This window comes from Sphingosinicella sp. CPCC 101087, from assembly GCF_004151485.1.
Lineage (GTDB): Bacteria > Pseudomonadota > Alphaproteobacteria > Sphingomonadales > Sphingomonadaceae > Allosphingosinicella.
In genome coordinates, this window is record NZ_SBFF01000007.1 from 156000 (window position 1) to 176551 (window position 20552).

The 20552-nt window shown below is 68.6% G+C and carries 16 protein-coding genes; 14 read left to right on the plus strand and 2 right to left on the minus strand.

Annotated elements, in window-relative coordinates:
• Positions 1 to 32 precede the first annotated feature (32 nt).
• From EKM57_RS12550 to EKM57_RS12600, 11 genes are all read left to right on the plus strand, one after another.
• Positions 33 to 1547 (plus strand): acyl-CoA ligase (AMP-forming), exosortase A system-associated, encoded by a 1515-nt coding sequence (locus tag EKM57_RS12550; protein ID WP_129792836.1) that lies wholly within the window; start codon positions 33 to 35, stop codon positions 1545 to 1547.
• Positions 1544 to 2776 (plus strand): pyridoxal-dependent decarboxylase, exosortase A system-associated, encoded by a 1233-nt coding sequence (locus EKM57_RS12555; protein WP_129792837.1) that lies wholly within the window; start codon positions 1544 to 1546, stop codon positions 2774 to 2776. The genes EKM57_RS12550 and EKM57_RS12555 overlap by 4 nt, the downstream gene beginning before the upstream one ends.
• Positions 2777 to 3033: 257 nt before the next feature.
• Positions 3034 to 3678: an XrtA/PEP-CTERM system exopolysaccharide export protein gene (locus tag EKM57_RS12560; protein WP_129792838.1), complete on the plus strand. Its 645-nt coding sequence runs from the start codon at positions 3034 to 3036 to the stop codon at positions 3676 to 3678.
• A 38-nt stretch (positions 3679 to 3716) separates the two neighbouring features.
• Positions 3717 to 5246, plus strand: a complete 1530-nt coding sequence (locus tag EKM57_RS12565) for an XrtA system polysaccharide chain length determinant (RefSeq protein WP_129792839.1) — start codon at positions 3717 to 3719, stop codon at positions 5244 to 5246.
• 8 nt (positions 5247 to 5254) lie between these two features.
• Positions 5255 to 6217, plus strand: a complete 963-nt coding sequence (locus tag EKM57_RS12570) for a CpsD/CapB family tyrosine-protein kinase (RefSeq protein WP_129792840.1) — start codon at positions 5255 to 5257, stop codon at positions 6215 to 6217.
• Positions 6207 to 7934 carry a hypothetical protein gene (locus EKM57_RS12575; protein ID WP_129792841.1) on the plus strand — a complete coding sequence of 576 codons (1728 nt, stop codon included), beginning with the start codon at positions 6207 to 6209 and terminating at the stop codon, positions 7932 to 7934. The genes EKM57_RS12570 and EKM57_RS12575 overlap by 11 nt, the downstream gene beginning before the upstream one ends.
• A 23-nt stretch (positions 7935 to 7957) precedes the next feature.
• Positions 7958 to 9046, plus strand: coding sequence for an ExeA family protein (locus EKM57_RS12580; RefSeq protein ID WP_129792842.1), 1089 nt, complete (start codon positions 7958 to 7960; stop codon positions 9044 to 9046).
• A gap of 20 nt (positions 9047 to 9066) precedes the next feature.
• A complete protein-coding gene (locus EKM57_RS12585; protein WP_129792843.1) occupies positions 9067 to 9912 on the plus strand; it encodes an XrtA system polysaccharide deacetylase in 846 nt (281 codons plus the stop codon).
• Entirely contained in the window at positions 9909 to 11165 is a 1257-nt protein-coding gene (locus EKM57_RS12590) for a TIGR03087 family PEP-CTERM/XrtA system glycosyltransferase (protein ID WP_129792844.1), read from the plus strand. Before EKM57_RS12585 ends, EKM57_RS12590 begins: the two co-directional genes overlap by 4 nt.
• Positions 11162 to 12685, plus strand: a complete 1524-nt coding sequence (xrtA, locus tag EKM57_RS12595; RefSeq protein WP_129792845.1) for an exosortase A — start codon at positions 11162 to 11164, stop codon at positions 12683 to 12685. The genes EKM57_RS12590 and xrtA overlap by 4 nt, the downstream gene beginning before the upstream one ends.
• A gap of 3 nt (positions 12686 to 12688) precedes the next feature.
• Positions 12689 to 14644 carry an XrtA/PEP-CTERM system amidotransferase gene (locus EKM57_RS12600; protein WP_129792846.1) on the plus strand — a complete coding sequence of 652 codons (1956 nt, stop codon included), beginning with the start codon at positions 12689 to 12691 and terminating at the stop codon, positions 14642 to 14644.
• Here the strand turns inward: EKM57_RS12600 and truA are convergent.
• Both truA and fmt read right to left on the minus strand, forming a co-directional pair.
• Positions 14589 to 15335 (minus strand): tRNA pseudouridine(38-40) synthase TruA, encoded by a 747-nt coding sequence (gene truA / locus EKM57_RS12605; RefSeq protein WP_129792847.1) that lies wholly within the window; start codon positions 15333 to 15335, stop codon positions 14589 to 14591. The two genes, EKM57_RS12600 and truA, sit on opposite strands and share 56 nt — an antisense overlap.
• Entirely contained in the window at positions 15332 to 16246 is a 915-nt protein-coding gene (gene fmt / locus EKM57_RS12610; RefSeq protein ID WP_129792848.1) for a methionyl-tRNA formyltransferase, read from the minus strand. Before fmt ends, truA begins: the two co-directional genes overlap by 4 nt.
• A gap of 586 nt (positions 16247 to 16832) precedes the next feature.
• Between fmt and EKM57_RS12615 the strand changes: the two genes are divergently transcribed.
• From EKM57_RS12615 to EKM57_RS21915, 3 genes are all read left to right on the plus strand, one after another.
• Positions 16833 to 18959 (plus strand): TonB-dependent siderophore receptor, encoded by a 2127-nt coding sequence (locus tag EKM57_RS12615; RefSeq protein WP_129792849.1) that lies wholly within the window; start codon positions 16833 to 16835, stop codon positions 18957 to 18959.
• 125 nt (positions 18960 to 19084) lie between these two features.
• Complete coding sequence (locus EKM57_RS12620; protein ID WP_129792850.1) at positions 19085 to 20236, plus strand: PepSY domain-containing protein; 1152 nt, start codon at positions 19085 to 19087, stop codon at positions 20234 to 20236.
• Positions 20233 to 20406 (plus strand): hypothetical protein, encoded by a 174-nt coding sequence (locus EKM57_RS21915; protein ID WP_165357381.1) that lies wholly within the window; start codon positions 20233 to 20235, stop codon positions 20404 to 20406. The genes EKM57_RS12620 and EKM57_RS21915 overlap by 4 nt, the downstream gene beginning before the upstream one ends.
• Positions 20407 to 20552 lie beyond the last annotated feature (146 nt).

Below are 20552 nucleotides of genomic sequence, written 5' to 3' on the forward strand. Positions count from 1 at the left end.
CGGCAGAAGCTCTGGGCCATCAAGGAACCACAGTGCAAGCCCCCGATCCGAACCCCCGTCCGCTCGATCACCTTTCAACGCTGGGCGCGCCCGGCGCGCCGGCGCTCGTCTCGCGCGAAGGCGCGCTCGATTATGCGGCCCTCGAGCAGGCGGTCGGCACGCTCGCCGCGGCGCTTCGGGCGCGCGGCCTCGCGCCGGGTGCGCGGGTGGCGAGCTGGCTCCCCAAGGGCCGGATGACCAGCCTGCTGCCGCTCGCGGCCGCGCGAGCGGGCCTGGTCCATGTTCCGATCAATCCGCTGCTCAAGCGCATGCAGGTCGCCCACATCCTCGCCGACAGCGGCGCGGAGCTGCTCCTCAGCGGCCGAGCCCGCCTGGCAGCCCTGGAGCCGGGCGACGTGCCGTCGATCTGCGCGGGGCTCGACGAGGAAGCGGGCTTTGAGCTCCTCGGCCACGGCGAAAAGCTCGCCCCCTCGAGAGCGGCGCCCGACGATCTCGCCGCTTTGCTCTATACCTCAGGCTCGACCGGCCGGCCCAAGGGCGTGATGCTGACCCACGCCAATCTTTGGCTCGGCGCGGTCAGCGTCGCCGCCTATCTCCGGCTTGGCCCCGAGGACCGGGTTCTCGCCGTGCTGCCGTTCAGTTTCGACTACGGCCAGAACCAGTTGCTTTCCGCCTGGGCGGCCGGCGCCTGCGTCGTCCCGCTCGAATATCTGACGCCGCGTGATGTAATTCGCATGGTAGAGGAACATAGAATCAGCACCTTGGCTGGCGTTCCTCCCTTGTGGGTTCAGCTGATCGAAGCGGCATGGCCGCCCATGGCCGCGCTCAGCCTGCGCCGCCTGACCAATAGCGGCGGCAAGCTGCCGCCCTCGGTGATTCGGCGGATGCGCGAGATATTCCCCGTCGCCGAAATCTACTCCATGTACGGTCTCACCGAGGCGTTCCGGTCCACCTATCTCGAACCGGCCCTGCTCGACACGCACCCCGACTCGATGGGTACCGCCATCCCTTTCGCCGAGATCATGGTGGTCGATCATGAAGGTCGGCCGATCGAGGGACCGGGGGAGGGCGAATTGGTCCATGCCGGGCCCTTGGTTGCGATGGGCTATTGGAAGGATCCCGAACGGACGGCCGAACGGTTCAGGCCGGCGCCCGAGGGGTCGCACTACGGCGGCACCGCGGTCTGGTCTGGCGATCGGGTGCGACGCGACTCCGAGGGGTTGCTCTATTTTGTCGGGCGCGAGGACGGGATGATCAAGACGGCCGGCAACCGAGTCAGTCCCACGGAAGTGGAGGAAGCCGCGATCGCCTCCGGGCTGATACATGAGGCGGTGGCGCTCGGTTATCCCGACGCCCGGCTCGGGGAGGGCATCGCCCTGGTGGTGCGTCCCGCCGTGCCCCATCAGGAAGAAGCTCTGCGCGCCTATCTTCGGCGCCAGTTACCCAATTTTATGCAGCCGGGGCCTATCGTCTGGCGCGACGAGCTGCCGCGGAGTCCGAACGGAAAGCTCGACCGGGTGGAGCTGAAGAACGAGCTGACAGCATGAGCAAACCCATGGGGACGATACCGGCCGGCTTCGCCGCCGACGCCGATGGCATGCTGCTGGTCGGCGGTCGCCGCGCCGACGCGCTCGTCGCGCAGGCCGACACGCCCATGTTCGTCTACGATCTGGCGCTGATCGACCGTCGGATCAGGGATTTTCGTGCGGCCTTCCAGGATGTCGATCTTCATTATGCCATAAAAGCAAACTCTTACCAGCCAGTTCTTAGGCACGTTGCGAAGCAGGTGGACGGCCTGGACGTCGCCTCCGGGGGTGAGCTGCGTTTGGCCCTGGGGGCCGGCGGTGATCCAAACGTGATCAGTTTCGCCGGACCCGGCAAGCGTGACGTCGAGCTCGAGCAGGCCATAGCGTCGGGCATCACGCTCAACTGCGAGTCGGAAGGGGAAGCCGAGCGCGCCTTTGCGATTGGAGACCGGCTCGGCCGGACGCCGCGGCTCGCCGTTCGAGTCAATCCGGACTTCGAGATCAAGGGCTCGGGCATGCGGATGGGCGGCGGCGCGAAGCCGTTCGGAGTCGATGCGGCGCGCGTGCCCGCGCTGATCCGGCGCATCCGCTCGGCGGGTGCCGACTGGCGCGGCTTTCACATCTTCGCCGGTTCGCAGGCGCTCGACCCGGCCGCGTTGATCGAGGCGCAAAGGGCCACGGTGGCACTCGCCGCCGAGGTGTCGCAAGCCGCCGGCGCCGCGCCGCCTTTGGTCAATCTCGGGGGTGGGTTCGGAATTCCCTATTTCAACGGCGAGCGGCCGCTCGACATCGGCGCTGTCGGCGCGGCCCTCACCGAGACGCTGAACGGCCGACACGCCATTCTCGCGGACAGCCGGTTCGCGATCGAGCTCGGCCGCTGGCTGGTCGGGGAGGCGGGGGTGTATCTGACCCGGATCGTCGACCGTAAGGAGAGTCACGGCCGGACCTTCCTCATCACCGACGGCGGCATGCACCACCAGCTCGCCGCATCGGGCAATTTTGGCCAGGTGATCCGACGCAACTATCCTGTCGCGATCGCCTCGCGCTTCGGTGCCGAGCCGGACGAGGAAACGAGCATCGTCGGCTGCCTGTGCACGCCGCTCGACCGGCTCGCGGACGACGTCATGACGCCCCGAGCCGGGCCGGGCGATCTCGTCGCCATATTCCTTGCGGGTGCTTATGGCCTCTCGGCCAGTCCCCAGGCCTTCCTCGCCCAGCATCCCGCGAGCGAGATGGTGGTGGGCGGCTAAGCCCGCGAACATCGGGCCGGACCGGGCTCTTGAGCAGAGCCGAGCCGCGCCGCTCGATCCTCGCGGCGTCTTCCAACCCTTTCTGCCTTAACGACATCCCCTGCTCCGGTCCCGTTCTGGGACGGCGTCCAAATGCGCCTTGTTCCTAACCGTAATTTTACCTCTTGCAGCCATAGCAGTCCCAAATCCTGCGCCCCGTCCATCCCGTCACGGGACAGGCCGGGACCCGGGCTTGGGTGCGAGTGAAGAGGATGGTCATGCGTTTTTCTGCGAAGTTCACACTGGCTCTCGCCACGTCCAGCGCCATGCTCCTGTCCGGCTGCGCGTCGACGGGCGGCACCGGCAACAGCCTGCCCGCCGCCGGATTCGTCGGCGACGGTGCCCAGGTCAGCGACAATTATCTGATCGGCGCGCTCGACGAACTCACCGTCTTCGTCTGGCGCAATCCGGAGCTCGGCGCCCGGGTCCAGGTTCGCCCCGACGGACGCATCACGACGCCGCTGATCACCGACATGGTGGCGGTCGGCAAAACCCCGGCGCAGCTCGCGGAGGATATCCGCGTCATCCTCGCCGAATATATTCAGGACCCGCTCGTCTCGGTGATGGTCGATCGGCCGCAGGGCACCTTCTCCCAGCAGATCCGCATCGTCGGGGCCACCGAGCGGCCGGCCGCCATCCCCTATCGCGCGAACATGACCCTGCTCGACGCCATGATCGCGGTGGGCGGCCTCTCCGAGTTCGCCGCGGGCGATCGGGCGAGGCTGATCCGCGTCGACCGGGAGAGCGGGCAGCAGCGGCAGTACGACCTGCGCATCGCCAGCCTGCTCCGCCGGGGCGACGTACGCGCCAACGTCCGGCTCGAGCCGGGCGACGTCATCATCATCCCCGAGAGCATGTTCTGACCCCGCACGCTCTGCCTTTTCAAGGACGATAGCTCTCGATGGACGGACTCTACGAACAGTTCCGGATCGCGCTGCACCAGATCTGGCGCCGCCGCTGGCTGGCGATCGCCGTCGCCTGGGGCGTGGCCGTGCTCGGCTGGCTGGTGATCGCGCTCATCCCCAACAGCTATGAGGCAAAGGCACGCCTGTTCGTCCAGATGCAGTCGATCCTGACGAATCAGATCGGCATCACTCCGGACGAGCGGCAGAACCAGCTGCTCCGCCTGAAGCAGACGCTGACGTCGAACGAGAATCTCGTGCGGGTCGTGCGGCGCACCGACCTGAACTCGATGGTCGCCAGCGAAAGCGACCTCGGCGGCGTCGTCTCCGCGCTGCGCCAGCGCATCATGATCACCGCCATGCCCGACGGCATGATCGAGATCACGGCTTTCTCCAACATTTCCGGCTTCTCGAACGGCCAGAACGCCCGCACCGCCGCAGCGACGGTCCAGGGGCTGATCGACCTGTTCGTCGAGCAGAACCTGACCGGGGACGGCCGCGAGACCGGGCAGTCGCTGCAGTTCCTCGATGAGGAACTGCGCCGCCGCGAGGTCCAGCTCCAGGAAGCCGAGCAGCGCCGGGTCGAGTTCGAGCAGCGTTTCATGGGCCTGCTCCCGGGCGCCGGCACCATCGATCAGCGCATGTCCGCGGCCCGCGCCGAGCTCGCGAATATCGAGCAGCAGATCATCGCCGCCCAGGGCGCGCTGAACGCGATGCGCGGCCAGCTGGCCGCTACGCCGCAGACCATGCCGGGCATGGGGGAGGCGGCGAGCACGGCCAGCGGTCAGATCGCCGCGCTCGAAGCGCAACTGAACCAGAATTTTGCCCGTGGCTGGACCGAGCAGCATCCCGACGTGATCGCTGCCCGCCAGCAGATCGCGCGCCTGCGTCCCTATGCCGCCGCCGAGCGGCGCGAGGGGACGACCGGCATGCCCAATCCTTCCTACGTCTCGCTGCGGGCGATGATGGCCGAGCGGGAGGCGCAGCTCGCCGCCTCGATCGCCCGTCGCAACCAGCTCCAGTCGGACCTGGCCCAGTTGGGCTCGCGCCAGTCCACGGAACCGAGCCTCGCCGCCGAGCAGGCCCGCCTCAACCGAGACCATGAGGTGCTAAAGCAGCAATACGACCAACTGCTCGCCAATCGGGAGCAGGTGCGTCTGCGCAGCGACGTCCAGACCCGGACGAGCCCGTTGAACATCCAGGTCGTCGAGCCTCCGAGCGTCCCGAGCGTTCCCAGCGCGCCCAATCGCCCGCTCTTCCTTACGCTCGTGCTGGTGGTTGCCGCCGGCGCCGGAATCGCCGCCGCCTTCATCGCCGGCCAGCTCCAGACCACTTTCCCGACTCAGAACCGGCTGGCCGAGCTGACCGGGCTGCCTGTGATCGGCACCCTGAGCGAGGTGGTGACGCCGCCTGAGCGCTCCCGTCGGCGTCAGCGGCTGGTCTGGCTCGGCGGCGCCGCCGCCGGCCTCGCCGGCAGCTACGCCGTGCTCATCCTGATCGAATTCTGGCAGCGAAGCTCGGTGGCGTGAGGAACGATATGAAGCATAGCCGCATCTCGTTGATCGAACGCGCCGCCGAGGTCTATGACTTCGGGGCCGCGCTGCGCGCCCGCACGGTGCAGCCGGACCCGGAGCCGCTTCCGGTCGTGGAAGCCGGCGAGCCGGAGCGCGAAGCTCCGGCCCCCGTTCCCGCGCTCGAGCCCGAATCCGAGGCCGTTTTCGTGTCGAAGCGCCCGATCGCGCCCCATCGTCCCGAGGGCGCTATCCGGGTGTCTCCGATCGACCGGGACGCTCTGGCCGAGGCCGGCTATATCGTGCCCGAAGCGCCGGCCACGGGCCTTGCGGAAGAGGTGCGGCTCCTCAAGCGCCAGCTGCTGGCGATGGTCGAGCGGCGCGTGTCGCTGCCCGAGGAGAAGCGTCGGTCGGTCCTGATCACCTCCGCCCAGTCCGGCGACGGCAAGAGCTTCTGCGCGACCAACCTGGCCTTGTCGCTGGCCGGCGAGCGCGGCCTCGAAGTGCTGCTGATCGACGGCGACTTCACCAAACGCGACGCGCTCGCGATCCTCGGCATCGAGGACGGACCGGGCCTGGTCGACGTGCTCGCCGATCCCTCGTTGGACCCCGAATCGCTGGTCATTCGCACCGACGTACCAGGCCTTTCGGTGCTCCCAGGCGGGCGCAGGGACCATGCGGTGCCCGAGCTGCTCGCGTCGGATCGGACCCGTGAGGTGCTGGCAGGGCTGATTGCCAGCGATCCGAGGCGCATCATCCTGCTCGATTCTCCGCCCGTCCTGATGGCTTCGCCCGCGACCGTGCTTGCCGGGCATGTCGGTCAGGTGCTGGTCGTCGTGCGGGCCGACCGCACCACGGAAGCTGACCTGCGCGAGACGGTCGGGCTGCTGGTAGGCTGCGACAATGTCGCGCTGATCCTCAACGGCGCCGCCATCGCCGTCTCGGGGCGTAATTTCGGCTCCTATGAGGCGCTCGAACATGAAGCGTGAAACGCACCTCTTCCGCCGTTGCCAGCGGCTCGCGCTGGCGTTGGGCCTTGCCTTTGCCGGAGCGGCAACCGCGCAGGCGCAGACGGCGCCGGGGGCGGGCGTCTCCTATCCGGAGCCAGCGCTCGACGGCTCTGGCCTCGAGGCGGCTCCAGCGCAAGATGCGGCCCCCGGCCCGGCTCCTGCCGCATCGCAGGGGCGGGCGCGGCGCGCGCGGACCGAGATAAGACCCTATCTCGAGGTAGCCCAGGTGGTCAGCGCCGAGCTCGATGGGGGCGATACGCTCACCTATACGAGCGTCGCAGCCGGTGTGGACGGTCGCGTCGAGACCCGCCGCGTCTCCGTGCAGATGAGCTATCGCTATCAGCGCAACATCGAATGGCAGGGCGAGGTCGGAGACCAGGACGTGCATTCCGGCGTTGCGCTGGTCGGCGTCCAGGTCGTTCCGGGCGCGCTTCAGTTCGAGGCGGGCGCGCTTGCCACCCGAACCGGCGGCGAAGGCCGCGCGATCGGCGTCACCGACCGGGACGAATCGGTCGAAGTCTACAGCGTATATGCCGGCCCGACCCTGTCGACCCATGCCGGTCCGGTCGCGGTCAATGCTTCCTACCGACTGGGCTATGTCGCCATCGACGACGACAGCATCGTCGGCGGCCCGCGCGAGGATTTCGATTCGGCGGTCGCGCATAGCGCCACCGCCAGCGTCGGCATGGCGCCGGGCCGGCTGCCGGTCGGCTGGACCGTCGGCGGCGGCTATGCACGCACCGACACCGAAAGCGAGTTCGATCATGATTTCGAAGGCGCGTACGTACGCGCCGACGTCGTCGTCCCGGTCGGCCCGACGCTCGCCCTCACCGCCGGTGTCGGCTATGAGGATATCAGGTCCAGCCAGCTCGATCTCGCCCGCGACGCCGACGGGATCCCGATCGTGGGTCCGGACGGCCGTCCGGTTGCAGATCCGACGCGGCCGCGGGTCCTTACCTACGACATTGACGGAATCATCTACGATGCCGGGCTGATATGGCGCCCGAGCGCCCGTACCGAGCTGCAGGCCCGGGCCGGCCACCGCTATGGCGGAACCACCTTCGTCGGTTCGCTGTCGCACCAGTTCAGCGCCAACACCGGCATGAACATCGTGGTCTATGACACGGTCGAGACGTTCGGCAATCTTCTGGTCAATGATCTCAGTAACTTGCCGGACGGTTTTGAGATCGATCGTGATCCGTTGACCGGCAATCTCGGCGGCTGCGCCTTTGGCGCGGATCCGGGCACCGGCGTGTGCTTCGACCGGTCGCTCCAGTCGATCCGCGGCAACACCTTCCGGATGCGGGGGGCAAGCCTGATCCTGTCCGGCAATCGCGGCCTTTGGAGCTGGGGCGTCGGCGCCGGCTATGCCCAGCGCCGCTACAAGCGGCCGCAGGACCCGGCGTTCGACGTGTTCGGCGCCGAGGAGGACGAGACGATCGGCCTGTTCGGTTCGGTCGGCCGCCAGCTGAGCCGCACCTCGAGCATCGATTTCAATACCTATGCAAGCTGGTTCGACACCGACCTCGCGGACTTCGACCGCGTGTTCAGCACCGGCGCGACCTTGAGCTACAACCGCAACTTCCTCCTGGACAGGATGCGGCTGATCGCGGCGCTCGGCATCGACCATCACGACGACGGCACCTTCAACAGCACCGTCATCTCGGCGCTGCTGGGCCTGAGATACACCTTCTGAGCGGGAAAGATCAGGGAGAGCCCATGTATATCGAGCATTACGGTCTCGCCGGTCAGCCCTTCCAGCTGACGCCGGACGCCCGCTTCTGGTTCGAAAGCCGCACCCATCGCAAGGCGATGGCCTATCTCGGCTACGGCCTCGCGCAGGGCGAAGGATTCATCGTCGTCACCGGCGAGATCGGTGCCGGCAAGTCGACCTTGGTCGCCCATCTGATGGCGACGATCGACCGCGCGCGGCTGAACGCCATCAGCCTGGTATCGACCCAGGTGGAGGGGGACGACATGCTCCGCCTCGCCGCCCAGGGGCTCGGCCTCGCCACGGCCGGAGTGGAGAAAGCGCGCCTGCTCGACGCCGTGGAGCAGCGCCTGGAGCAGGAGCTTCGGTCCGGCAAGCGCACCCTTCTCATCGTCGACGAGGCGCAGAACCTTCCGGTCTCCGCGCTCGAAGAGCTGCGCATGCTCTCCAACTTCCAGATCGCGGGCAAGGCGCTCATCCAGATCGTCCTGCTCGGCCAGCCGGAGTTCCGCGACAAGCTCGCCTCGCCGGGCCTCGAGCAGCTCCGGCAGCGCGTCATTGCGACCCACCATCTCTACGCCATGGGCGAGGACGAGGTCGAAGCCTATATCCGCCACCGCCTCGGCCTAGTCGCCTGGCAGGGCCGTCCCGATTTCGCGCCCGGCGCCCTGGCGGCGGTCCATGCCGCCACCGGCGGAATTCCGCGCCGCGTCAACCAGCTCGCCAACCGGCTGCTGCTGCATGCGGCGGTCGAGGATGCCGACATGATCGTCGCCGAGGCGGTGGAGGCTGTCGCCGCCGACATGAATGCCGACACGCCGGCACCGGCTCCTGCACCGGCGGCGCCGCCGCAGGCGGAAGAGGAGAGGGTGCTCCCGATCAGAGCCGCCCGTTCTTCTCCGGCCGAGCCGGCCAATGAGCCCGCATCACCGTCGCAGGCCGTGCCCTTCGCGGACCCGGCCCTGCTGCGGCGCATTGCCGCGCTCGAGGCCCGCGCCGAGGAGCAGGAGAAGATGCTGAGGCGTGTCCTGACCCTGCTGGTCGACTGGGTCGAGAATGGCAGCCCGGAGACGGCCTACCGCACCCACGCGGCCTGAACGGGCGAGGAGGCGCGAGCATGCGCAATGCCCTCTCGGTCGATGTCGAGGACTGGTTCCAGGTCGGCGCCTTCGAAAGGGTGATCGCCCGCGATTCATGGGAGACGCTCCCGCGCCGGGTCGAGCGCAATACCGATGCGGTGCTGGACCTGTTTGACCGGGCCGGCGTCAAGGCGACCTTCTTCACGCTGGGATGGGTGGCGGCGCGCCACCCCGCGCTGGTCCGGCGCATTGCCGAAGCCGGGCATGAGCTCGCCAGCCACGGCTGGGACCATCGCCGCGTCTTCACGATGGACGAGGCCGAGTTCCGCGCCGACCTCGCCCGCGCCCGCGCGGCCATCGAGGATGCGGGCGGCGCCGCGGTCGCCGGCTACCGCGCGCCGAGCTTCTCGATCGACGCCCGAACGCCCTGGGCCCATCCGGTGCTCGCCGAGCAAGGCTATGCTTATTCTTCGAGCGTCGCGCCGATCCGCCACGACCATTATGGCTGGCCGGAATCGCCCCGCTTCGCCTGGCGCCCGGTCGAGGGTTCCAGCCTGATCGAGCTTCCGGTCACCACCGTCACCGTCGCCGGCCGCCGTCTGGCCGCCGGCGGAGGCGGCTTCTTCCGGCTGCTGCCCTTCGCTTTCTCGACCTGGGCGGTAGCCCGGACCAACCGGTCTGAGGGACGCCCGGCCATCTTCTATTTCCATCCCTGGGAGATCGATCCGGACCAGCCGCGCCCCGACGGCGCGCCGCTGAAATCGCGCCTCCGACATTATACCAATCTCTCCGTCATGGAGCCCAAGCTGCTGAAATTGCTCGGCCGGCACCAATGGGGCCGTATCGACGAAATAGCCGCGGCCGAGCAGTCGAAGCTGGCATGAGCGCTCGGAGCCTCGTTGGCGGGGACCGGGCGCATGACGGGCCCTCGATCCTGTTCCTCGCCCACCGCATTCCCTTTCCGCCCGACCGTGGCGACAAGATCCGATCCTGGAACCTCCTGCGCGCGCTTGGCCGGATCGCCCCGGTTCATCTCGCCTGCTTCGCCGACGATGCGGCGGACGCCGCCCACCTCCCGGCGCTGCGCGAAGCGATGGGCGAGGCGCTCGGCGAGGCCCATGTCGAGGTCCGGCGTACCGGCCGCGCCGTCGCCGGGGCACGCGCCCTGATCCACGGCAAGCCCGCCTCGCTGACCTTGTTCGACAGCCCGGCGCTGCGCCGCTTCGTCGATCGCCTGCTAAGATCGGGCCGGATCGGGACCGTCTTTGCCTTCTCCGGCCAGATGGCCCAATTCGTCCCGCAGCCGCTCGGCGCGCGCTTCGTCATGGATCTGGGCGACGTGGATTCGGCCAAGTTCGCCCAATATGCCGACGAGGGTAGCGGACCGATGCGCTGGGTCCATCGCCGCGAGGCCGGTCTGCTCTTCGCTCATGAGGTGGCGACCGCCGCCCGGGCCGACGTCACCACCTTCGTCAGCGAGGCGGAGGCGGCGCTGTTCCGACAACGGACCGGCCTGCCGAACATCCGCGCCCTCTCCAACGGCATCGATCTCGGCACCTTCGGCCCCGCGGCCGGATTCGAACGCCTCGATCCCGCAGCGAAGGGGAAGGGCCCGGTCCTGCTGTTCACCGGCCAGATGGACTATGCGCCCAACGTGGACGCGGTGCGCTGGTTCGCCGCCGAGGTGATGCCGCTTCTGCGCGAGGCGCGCTTCGTCGTCGCCGGACGCAACCCGGCGCCCGAGGTGCGTCGGCTCGAAAGCGAGAGGGTGACGGTGACCGGGGCGGTGCCGGACATTCGAAGCTGGCTCGAAGCCGCCGACATCGTCGTCGCGCCGCTGCGGATCGCCCGCGGAATCCAGAACAAGGTGCTCGAGGCGATGGCGATGGCCAAGCCGGTCGTCGCCAGCCCCGCAGCGTTCGAGGGGATCGAGGCCCAGGCAGGCCGCGACCTGCTCGTGGCCGACGGTGCCGCGGCTATGGCGAAGGCAATAGGCGCGCTGCTGGCCGACAGGGAAATGGCCGGCAAGCTCGGGCGATCGGCCCGCGCATGCGTGGAGCACAGCTACAGCTGGGAACAGAGGCTCGCCCCGCTCGAGGCGATGGTATTTACCGGCCAGGCAAGGCGAGCGGCATGACCGCCGCGCTCCATCCAGCCCGACTGCGCGAAGGCCTGGCCGCATCGCCGTGGAGCCGCCACCTCGCCGCGCTCGGCCTCGCCTGGGCGGCCATCCTTCTCATCCTTCATCGCGACGCGGGCGAGATCGTCGCGATCTGGTGGAACAGCTCGACCTTCAACCATTGCCTGCTCATCCCGCCGATCATCGCCTGGCTGGTCTGGCAACGCCTCCCCGAGCTTCGACGCCTTGCGCCGGCGGCGTGGGCGCCCGGCCTGGCGCTTGTGGCGGCGGGAGCGCTCGGCTGGCTTCTGGGCGAAGCGAGCGGGATCGACCTCGCCCGTCATGCGGGCCTGGTGCTGATGCTTCAGGGCGCGGCGATCGCCTGCCTCGGCCCGGCCGTGTCGCGCGGGCTCGCTTTCCCGATCTTCTTCGCCTTGTTCCTTATCCCGGCCGGCGAGGAACTGGTGCCCGCCCTGCAGACGCTGACCGCCCGTTTGGCCATGGCGATGCTCGGCCTGGCCGGCGTCCCGGCCCATCTCGAGGGCATCTTCATCACCACGGCGAGCGGCTATTTCGAGGTCGCCGAAGCCTGCGCCGGGGCCAAGTTCCTGATCGCCATGACCGCGTTCGGCGCGCTGGTCGCCAACGTCTGCTTCCGCTCCTGGCCGCGCCGGATCGCCTTCATGGCGGTCTCGATCGTCGTGCCGATCCTCGCCAACGGCGTGCGCGCCTGGGGGACGATCCACATCGCCCACCTGACCAGCGTCGAGTTCGCCGCCGGTTTCGACCATGTCGTCTATGGCGGCATCTTCTTCGCCATCGTCATCGCGCTGATCCTCGGCCTCGCCTGGCCCTTCTTCGACCGCGGCGCGAACGAACCGTGGTTCGATCCGGCGGAATTGCCGCCGGGGAAGGGGAGCCGTCTCGGTCCCGTCGCGGCGGCGGCCGTCGCCCTGGCGGCGCTGCCGCTCGCCTGGTCCGCCGCCATCTCGGCTTCGGCGACGCGGCCGGTCCCGCAAAGCTTCGAGCTTCCGCAGCCGGCCGGCTGGGCCCGGCTCCCGCCGGCAAGCGACTGGCGCCCGGGCTTTGCCGGCGCCGACCGGCTGGTCATGGCCCGCTATCGCGACGCTCAAGGCCGCACCGTCGACCTTGCGGTTGCCGTCTACGCCCGCCAGAGCGAGGGCCGCGAGCTGGTCGGTTTCGGGCAGGGCGCGGCGCCGCCGGGCGGACGCTGGGCCTGGACCGGGGACGTTCCCGCTCCACCCGGCGGACGCGCGGAGCGGATCGCCTCGCATGGGGTGGTGCGCGAGGTCGTCAGCTTCTACCGGGTCGGCGATATCCTCACTGGGAGCGGCATGGGGGTGAAGGTGGAGACGATGAAGACGCGGCTGCTGGGCGGACCGCAGCGCGCAGTCGCGGTGCTCGTCTCTGCGCGGGCACCGGCGACCGGCGTCAGCCCGCGTCCGGCGATCGACGCCTTCCTCGCCGACCTGGGACCGGTCGACCGGCTCGCCGACCGCGCCGCCGGCCTGGACTGAGCCATGTGCGGGATCGCCGGCATCTTCCATCCCGACGTGCCCAAGCCGGTCGATCCGGCGCGGGTGGAGGCGATGATCTCCGTGCTCGAGCATCGCGGACCGGACGGCGGCGGCGTGTGGACCGCGCCCGGTATCGGCCTCGGCCATCGCCGGCTCTCGATCATCGACCTGAGCGAGGCGGCGGCGCAGCCGATGCTCACCGCCGACCGGCGCGTCGCGGTCAGCTACAATGGCGAGATCTACAATTTCCGCGAGGTCCGCGCCGAGCTGGAGGGGCAGGGCCACGTCTTCGCCACCCAGAGCGACACCGAGGTGATCCTCGCCGCCTGGCGGCAATGGGGACCGCAATGCCTCGACAGCTTCAACGGCATGTTCGCCTTCGCCCTCTACGATGCCGATTCGGACAGCCTGTTCCTCGCCCGCGACCGGCTCGGCGTGAAGCCGCTACACTATAGCGTTCTGGCGGACGGGGCGCTCATCTTCGCTTCGGAGCTGAAGGGCCTGCTCGCCCATCCGGGCATGCGCAGGAGCCCGAGCCTGACCGCGGTCGAGGATTATCTCGCCTTCGGCTACGTCCCGGACGACGCTTCGATCGTCGAGGGCGTGAGCAAGCTGCCTGCGGGCCATTATCTGCTGGTCCGGCGCGGCCGCACGGTGCCGAGGCCGGCCCAATGGTGGGACATCGACTTCACGCCCGGCGACTCGCGCGGCGCGAAGGCGCTCGAGGCGGAGATGGTCGAGCGGCTGCGGGAAGCCGTGCGCTCGCGAATGGTCGCCGACGTTCCGCTCGGCGCCTTCCTCTCGGGCGGCGTCGACAGCTCGGCGGTGGTCGCCTTCATGGCGGAGATGAGCCGCAACGCGGTCGAGACCTGCTCGATCGGCTTCGACGCCGTCGACCATGACGAGACGCGCTACGCCGCCATGGTGGCCGAGGGCTTCGCGACCCATCATCGCAGCCGCATCGTCATGGCGGCCGACTTCGCCTTGCTCGACACGCTGGCCGGCGCGTTCGACGAGCCTTTCGCCGACGCTTCGGCGCTCGCCACCTACCGCGTCTGCGAGCTGGCGCGCGAGAAGGTGAAGGTCTCCCTCTCGGGCGACGGCGCCGACGAGGCGATGGCCGGTTATCGCCGCTACCGGATGTTCGCCGCCGAGGAGCGAGCCCGCCGGTTCCTTCCGGGGCCGCTGTCCAGCGTCGCCGGGGCGCTTGGCCAAGTCTATCCGAAACTGGACTGGGCGCCGCAATATCTGCGCGCCAAGACGACCCTCCAGGCGCTCGGCCGGAGCAGCGGCGAAGCCTATGCGGCCGCGGTCGGAGTCACGCCGCCGGCGCATCGCGCGGCCCTCTACAGCGCCAGCTTCGCCCGCGGCCTGCAGGGCCATCGCGCCGAGGACCGCTACGTGCGCGCCTTCGAGGGGGCGCCGGCGCGCGACTCGCTGTCACGGGCGCAATATGCCGATCTCAAGATCTGGCTGCCCGGCGACATCCTCACCAAGGTCGACCGCACCAGCATGGCGGTCGGGCTCGAGGCGCGCGAGCCCTTGCTGGACCACCGGTTCGTCGAGTTTGCGGCGCGGCTTCCGGCGCGGATGCGGCTTCGCGGCGGCAGCGGCAAATGGCTGATGAAGCGCGCGCTGCAGGGCCGGCTTCCCGACGAGATTCTCCACCGCCGCAAGATGGGCTTCGTGACTCCGGTCGCCGCCTGGTTTCGCGGTCCGCTCGCCGCCGAGGCCGCCGCCATCGCCCGCGGCTCGGCGCTGGGGGAGACGGGATGGTTCGACCCGGCGGCGATCACCCGCTTCGCCGAGGATCATCGCCGCGGCCGCGCCGACCATGGCCGGCTGCTCTGGCAGCTGCTGATGCTGGAAAAGTCGCTCCAGAATCTGTTCGGCCTCGGAAGCTTCAGTCTTCCGGATACAGAGCCTCGACAAAATAAAGCCCGTCGGGCGGCGCGTTGAAGCCCAATGCGGCGCGGTCGCGAGCCTCGAGCGCGGCCTTGAGATCCGCCGCCGTCCATTTGCCGCGTCCGACAAGTTCGAGGCAGCCGACCATCGAACGGACCTGGTGATGGAGGAAGGAGCGCGCCGCAGCTTCGATCTCGATCTCCTCGCCCATGCGACGCACGGTCAGGCGGTCGAGCGTCTTGACGGGGCTCTCCGCCTGGCAATGCGCCGACCGGAAGGTGGTGAAGTCATGGCGGCCGACCAGGAGCTGGGCCGCACGATTCATCTCGTCGGCGTGAAGCACGACCGGCACCCGCCAGGCGCGGCCGGCGTCGAGTGCGAGCGGCGCGCGCCGGTTGGCGATCCGGTAGAGATAGCGCCGGCCGATGCAGCTGAAGCGGGCGTGGAAATCCTCGCTCACCTCGCGCGCGGCGAGGATCGCAACCGGCAGCGGCCGCAGCTTGGCGTTGATTCCGTCGGCGAGCCGGAAGGGCGTGATCGGCCGGGCGATATCGACATGGGCGGTCATCGCCAGCGCATGCACCCCGGCATCGGTGCGCCCGGCCGCATGGAGGGTCACGGACTCGTGCGTGATGGCGCGGATGGCTTCCTCGATCGCCTGCTGAACCGAGGGGCCGTGTGCCTGCCGCTGCCATCCCATGAACGGCCCGCCATCATATTCGACCGTCAGCCGAAAGCGCGTCACGCAGCCGGTCCGAGGGCGGCGCCGACCGGGATGACGAAGCCGCGCAGCAGCTCGTCGGGGCGCATCGGCGCGCGTCCGGCCCGCTGCACGAGAGTCGGCACGATCGAGCCTTCGCCGCAGGCGATGGTCAGTCCATGGTCGAGCACGGTTCCCGGAGACCCGCCCAGATCGGACAGCTCGGCGGCGAGTATCCTGATCCGCTCCCCCGCATGTTCGAACCAGGCGCCCGGCGCGGGGTTGAAGGCGCGGACCTGCCGCTCGACCGCCTCGGCGCCTTGCGAGAAATCGAGCCGAGCCTCGCTCTTGTCGATCTTTGAGGCATAAGTGACTCCGTCCTCCGGCTGGGGCTCGGGCACGATCGTTCCCAGCCTTTCGAGCACCTGCACCATCAACGCCCCGCCCATGGCGGCGAGCTCGGCGGTGAGCTCGCCGGCCGTCTTTCGATCGATGACGGTCTCGCGACGCGCAAAGACGGGACCGGTATCGAGCCCACGCTCCATCGCCATGATGCACACGCCGGTCGTCTCGTCGCCGGCCAGGACGGCGCGCTGGATCGGGGCGGCGCCGCGCCAGCGCGGCAGCAGCGAGGCATGGACGTTGAGGCAGCCGTGGCGCGGCGCGGAAAGGATCGGCTCGGGCAGGATCAGCCCGTAGGCCGCCACGATCGCCGCATCGAGGCCGAGCGCCGCGAAAGCGGCCTGCTCGGCCGGGTCGCGCAAGCTTGCCGGCGTGCGCACGGCGATGCCGCCTCGCTCGGCCCGGCGATGGACGGGGGAGGGGCTGAGCGCCTTGCCGCGGCCGGCGCGACGCGGCGGCTGCGTATAGACGGCGGCGATCTCGTGGCCGGCGGCGGCGAGGGCGTCGAGCGTCGGCACCGCGAAGTCCGGCGTTCCCATGAATGCGAGGCGCATGGCGCGGCTTTAGTCGATCATGCGCGGGTGGGGGAGGGGTAGCGGCGGCAAGGCCCGTGCGCCTGCATCAACTCCGCATCTGCTCGATCATCGTCTCGAGCCCGTGCTGCAGCGGGCAGAGCCTCAGCCGCTCCCATTCGCCGGGATGGACCGCGCGGAATCGCCGGGCCAGTTCGGCTAACACGCGACCTTCTTCCGACCGAAGACATGTTTCTCCGGAGCCGGTTAGAAGCCAGCGAGGCAAAGCTGATGTTCGTTCAGGTTCCACGTCGTAATCCTGAATAACTTGACGAAATTGACACTTGCTACGCGCGCGCGAGTCTCCTCAGCGGATCGGAACGCTGGCCGGATCGAAATTCAGCAAAGCCGCATGGCGCCGCCGCATCGAAAGGACGACCGCGCACGCGCACGAAGTCACATCCGGGGGATCAGCCATTGGCCTCGCTTCCAGGAACCGGTTTCTCAGGAGTCCCCTTCACTAGAACAAAGGAAGAACTTTGTCAAGACAGAGCAACTTCTACTATTGCAAACGATTCTCAACAGCGTTAGCTTGCGAACAATTCGCAATAGCAGATGGGGTGGGTTCATGGTCCGGGTCTTGTCGTATGGCGTGAGCGTGCTCGCCTTGCTGTCTTTTCCAGGCGCAGCGCGGGCCGCCATTCAAACCGAGGGCCAAGAAGCAGCAATAGGCGCGTCTGACCGGGCCGAGGTGGAGAATAACGAGATATTCGTCACCGCCAGCGCAGTCACGGCAACCAAGACGGAGACGCCGCTGATCGAGACGCCACAGGCGATCAGCGTTGTCCCGAGCGAGCTCTTCCTCGAGCGCGGCGCCCGCAACGTCCAGGAGACCCTGCGCTACTCGGCCGGCGTCACGGCCGAGGCTTATGGGCTCGACTCCCGCGGCGACACGAGCTCGGTCCGCGGCCTCAGCCCGGTCGAATATCTCGACGGGATGCGGCGGCTATTCAACTATTCGGTGCTCCCGCGCGTCGCCGTCGAGACGCTCGACCGAGTCGAGATCCTGCGCGGCCCCGCGTCGGTCCTCTACGGCCAAGGCGCCAATGGCGGCATCGTCAACATGGTGAGCAAGCGCCCGCAACATGGCGTTCCGTCCGGCGAGGTCGCGGTCCAATATGGCAGTTTCGACCGCCTTCAGGGTCAGGTCGACCTGACCGGCAGCCTCGATGCGGCAGGCACCCTGGCCGGTCGCCTGGTGGCGGTGGTCCGCGACGCGGAGACGCAGACCGACTTCGTCAAGGACGACCGGGTCGTGCTCGCGCCGTCGCTGAGCTGGCGACCGGGACCGGACACCTCGATCGTCCTGATCGGCACCTACCAACGCGACCGCGGTGCCTCGACCCAGCAATTCCTTCCCATCGTCGCCACCATTCTCGCCGAAGAGGGCTGGCGGCTCGACACGTCGACCTTCCTCGGCGATCCCGAGCAGGACCGGCTGCGCGCGACGCAATATGTCGGGACGCTGCTGGCCGAACACCGCTTCTCCGACGCGGCGACCCTGCGCACCAGCCTGCGCTATCTCGACGGCGAGTCCTTCTTCCAGGAAATCTATCCAGACACCTATGCCAACCCGCTCGATCCGTTCATCGATGCGGACGACCGCGTGGTGAACCGTTTCATCTACGGTTCGCGGGCGGACATCCGCACCTTCACCTCGGACACGAACCTGGAGCTGCGCTTCGCGACCGGACCGTTCGAGCATCTGCTGCTCGCCGGAATCGACTATTCCGACTATCGCCAGCGCTCGCAGAGCGGCAGCGGCGTCACCACGCCGATCGACATTTACGATCCCGTCTCGACCGGAGTCACGCCGGTGCCGCTCGTCGACGACCCCAACCAGCGCAACAGCCAGCTCGGCTTCTACGTGCAGGACCAGATCCGCTATGCCGACCGCGTCAGTCTCGTCGTCGGGGCCCGGCGGGACCGGGCGCGGTCGAAGACCGAGGGGCTGGATGCGCAGATCGACGAGGCGACGACGTTCCGCGCCGGCCTGATCGGCGAGCTCGGCGGCGGCCTCGCGCCTTATGTCAGCTATTCGGAAGCGTTCCTGCCGGTCGCCGGCCTGGATTTCGGCGGGGTGGCCTTCGAGCCCCAGCGCGGGCGCCAATATGAGGCAGGCCTGAAGTGGCAGCCGCGCCGCACCGTTCTCGTCACCTTGAGCGCCTACGATATCGAGGAGACGAACCGGCCGATCAACGATCCCGAGAATCCGGTCAACGTGATCCAGACCGGACGGGTCAAGTCGCGCGGATTCGAGATCGAGGGGAGTTACATCCTGCCCGGCGATCTCACCCTCACCGCCGCCTACAGCTATAACGAGGCGACCGTCGAGGAGAGCAGCTATCCGGAAGAAATCGGCGAGCAACTGAACGATACGCCCAGGCATCTCGCCTCCGCCTGGGTTGCGAAGACCTTCGCGCTGACAGCGGAGACGAGCCTCAGGCTCGGTGGCGGCGTGCGCCATGTCGGCCCGACGCGGTCGATCGGCGTCTTCGGTGCACCGACCGTGCGCACCCCCGGCTACACCCTGGCCGATGCGCTGGTCGAGCTCGACTATCGCGAACGCTGGCGGCTGTCGGTCAGCGCGACCAACCTGTTCGACAAGGATTATTACGCACCCTGCCGTTCCTTCGGCGACTGTTTCACCGGCAACGGCCGGTCGGTGATCGCCACGCTCGGCTACCGGTTCTAGACGGCCTTCGGGCGGCCCGGAATGTCACCACGGACGGGAAACGGTCTGGATACAATGTTCTATCGCGCTCCCTTACGCAGAATCGGGATCCGTTTTTTTCGGGAGCGCTCTGGGAGGAGGCCCCGATGACACGCGGCAAGATCAAGGCATGGTATCTCGTCCACAAGTGGACGAGCCTCGTCTGCACGCTCTTCCTGCTCATCCTGTGCGTTACCGGCCTGCCGTTGATCTTCTGGGAGGAGATCGACCAGGCGACGCGCGACATGCGCGAGCCGGCGCCGGTCGCCGAAGGGGCTCGGCCGGCAAGCCTCGACGCGATCATGGCGCGGGCCATTGAGCGAAGCGGCGGCGACGTGCCCCTGTTCCTCGGCTGGGACGATCACGAGCCGGTCGTCTACGTCAATACGGGGGCGCGGCCGGATGTGCCGGTGGAGGAGATGAAGGTCTTCCTGTTCGATGCCTATTCCGGCGCCGAGCTCGGCAACCAGTCGCTCGATTCGGGCGTGATGATGTTCATCTATCGCCTCCACACCGACCTGTTCCTAGGCCTCGGCATGACCCTGTTCCTGGGCGTGATGACCCTGCTGTTCGCCGCTGCCTTGATCTCGGGGATCGTCCTGTACGGGCCGTTCATGCGCAAGCTCGACTTCGGCACGGTGCGACGGGACGGCAGCCGCCGGCTCAAATGGCTGGACATGCACAATCTGATCGGCGCGGTGACGCTCGCCTGGGCGCTGGTGGTGGGGCTCACCGGCGCGGTGAACACGCTGGCGCGGCCGCTTCAATTCGCCTGGCAGGCGCAAGCCGTTGCCGAGTTCAGCGCGCGTTATGCCGGCCAGCCGCGCCCCGGCCAGTTCGCGTCGCTCGATACGTCGGTGGCGGCGGCGCGGGCGCGGGCGCCGGACATGGCGCCGGCCTTCGTGAGCTACCCGGGCACCGGCTATAGCGGGGACCATCATTTCGGCGTGTTCATGCACGGCGACACGCCGCTGACGGAGCGGCTGGTGAAGCCGGTGCTGGTCGACGCGGCCACCGGCGAAGTGACCGCGGAGCCGGCGGTGCCCTGGTACATCACGACCCTGCTCCTGTCTCAGCCGCTCCACTTCGGCGACTATGGCGGGCTTCCGCTGAAGCTGCTCTGGGCGCTGCTCGACCTCGCCACGATCGTCGTGCTCGGCAGCGGCCTCTATCTGTGGCTGCGCCGTTCGCGCGGCTCCACCGAGGCGCGAGTCACCGAGATCATGGAGGCAGGCCTGCGCGCCCGGGCAGCGGCGTGAGCAAGGCCCGCCGCGGCCTGTGGCCTGCCTATAGAATGCCGGCCCTGCTCGCCGCGATCAGCCTGATCGGCCTGGTCAGCGCCCTGCTGGAGGACGGGCTGTTCGACGTCGTCTCCTGGGTGCTGCTCGGCGCGATCGTGGTCGCGATGCGGCCGGCGCTGAGGCGCTGACGCGGCGTCGGTTCGGGTCCGCTCTTCACCTGTCGAAGAGTGGGCCCGGAAGCTATGCCTCCAAAGCTTGATGGACAAAGTCGTCGTGCGATGACATCCAGATTTTGCCGGGAACTCGCCTGCCAAGCAGCCGCAAACAACGAGCC

Coding starts and splice junctions, on each gene's coding strand:
- EKM57_RS12555 (WP_129792837.1), top strand. CDS start 1,544: ATGAGCAAACCCATGGGGACGATACCGGCCGGCTTCGCCGCCGACGCC.
- EKM57_RS12560 (WP_129792838.1), top strand. CDS start 3,034: ATGCGTTTTTCTGCGAAGTTCACACTGGCTCTCGCCACGTCCAGCGCC.
- EKM57_RS12565 (WP_129792839.1), top strand. CDS start 3,717: ATGGACGGACTCTACGAACAGTTCCGGATCGCGCTGCACCAGATCTGG.
- EKM57_RS12570 (WP_129792840.1), top strand. CDS start 5,255: ATGAAGCATAGCCGCATCTCGTTGATCGAACGCGCCGCCGAGGTCTAT.
- EKM57_RS12575 (WP_129792841.1), top strand. CDS start 6,207: ATGAAGCGTGAAACGCACCTCTTCCGCCGTTGCCAGCGGCTCGCGCTG.
- EKM57_RS12580 (WP_129792842.1), top strand. CDS start 7,958: ATGTATATCGAGCATTACGGTCTCGCCGGTCAGCCCTTCCAGCTGACG.
- EKM57_RS12585 (WP_129792843.1), top strand. CDS start 9,067: ATGCGCAATGCCCTCTCGGTCGATGTCGAGGACTGGTTCCAGGTCGGC.
- EKM57_RS12590 (WP_129792844.1), top strand. CDS start 9,909: ATGAGCGCTCGGAGCCTCGTTGGCGGGGACCGGGCGCATGACGGGCCC.
- xrtA (WP_129792845.1), top strand. CDS start 11,162: ATGACCGCCGCGCTCCATCCAGCCCGACTGCGCGAAGGCCTGGCCGCA.
- EKM57_RS12600 (WP_129792846.1), top strand. CDS start 12,689: ATGTGCGGGATCGCCGGCATCTTCCATCCCGACGTGCCCAAGCCGGTC.
- fmt (WP_129792848.1), bottom strand. CDS start 16,246: ATGCGCCTCGCATTCATGGGAACGCCGGACTTCGCGGTGCCGACGCTC.
- EKM57_RS12615 (WP_129792849.1), top strand. CDS start 16,833: ATGGTCCGGGTCTTGTCGTATGGCGTGAGCGTGCTCGCCTTGCTGTCT.
- EKM57_RS12620 (WP_129792850.1), top strand. CDS start 19,085: ATGACACGCGGCAAGATCAAGGCATGGTATCTCGTCCACAAGTGGACG.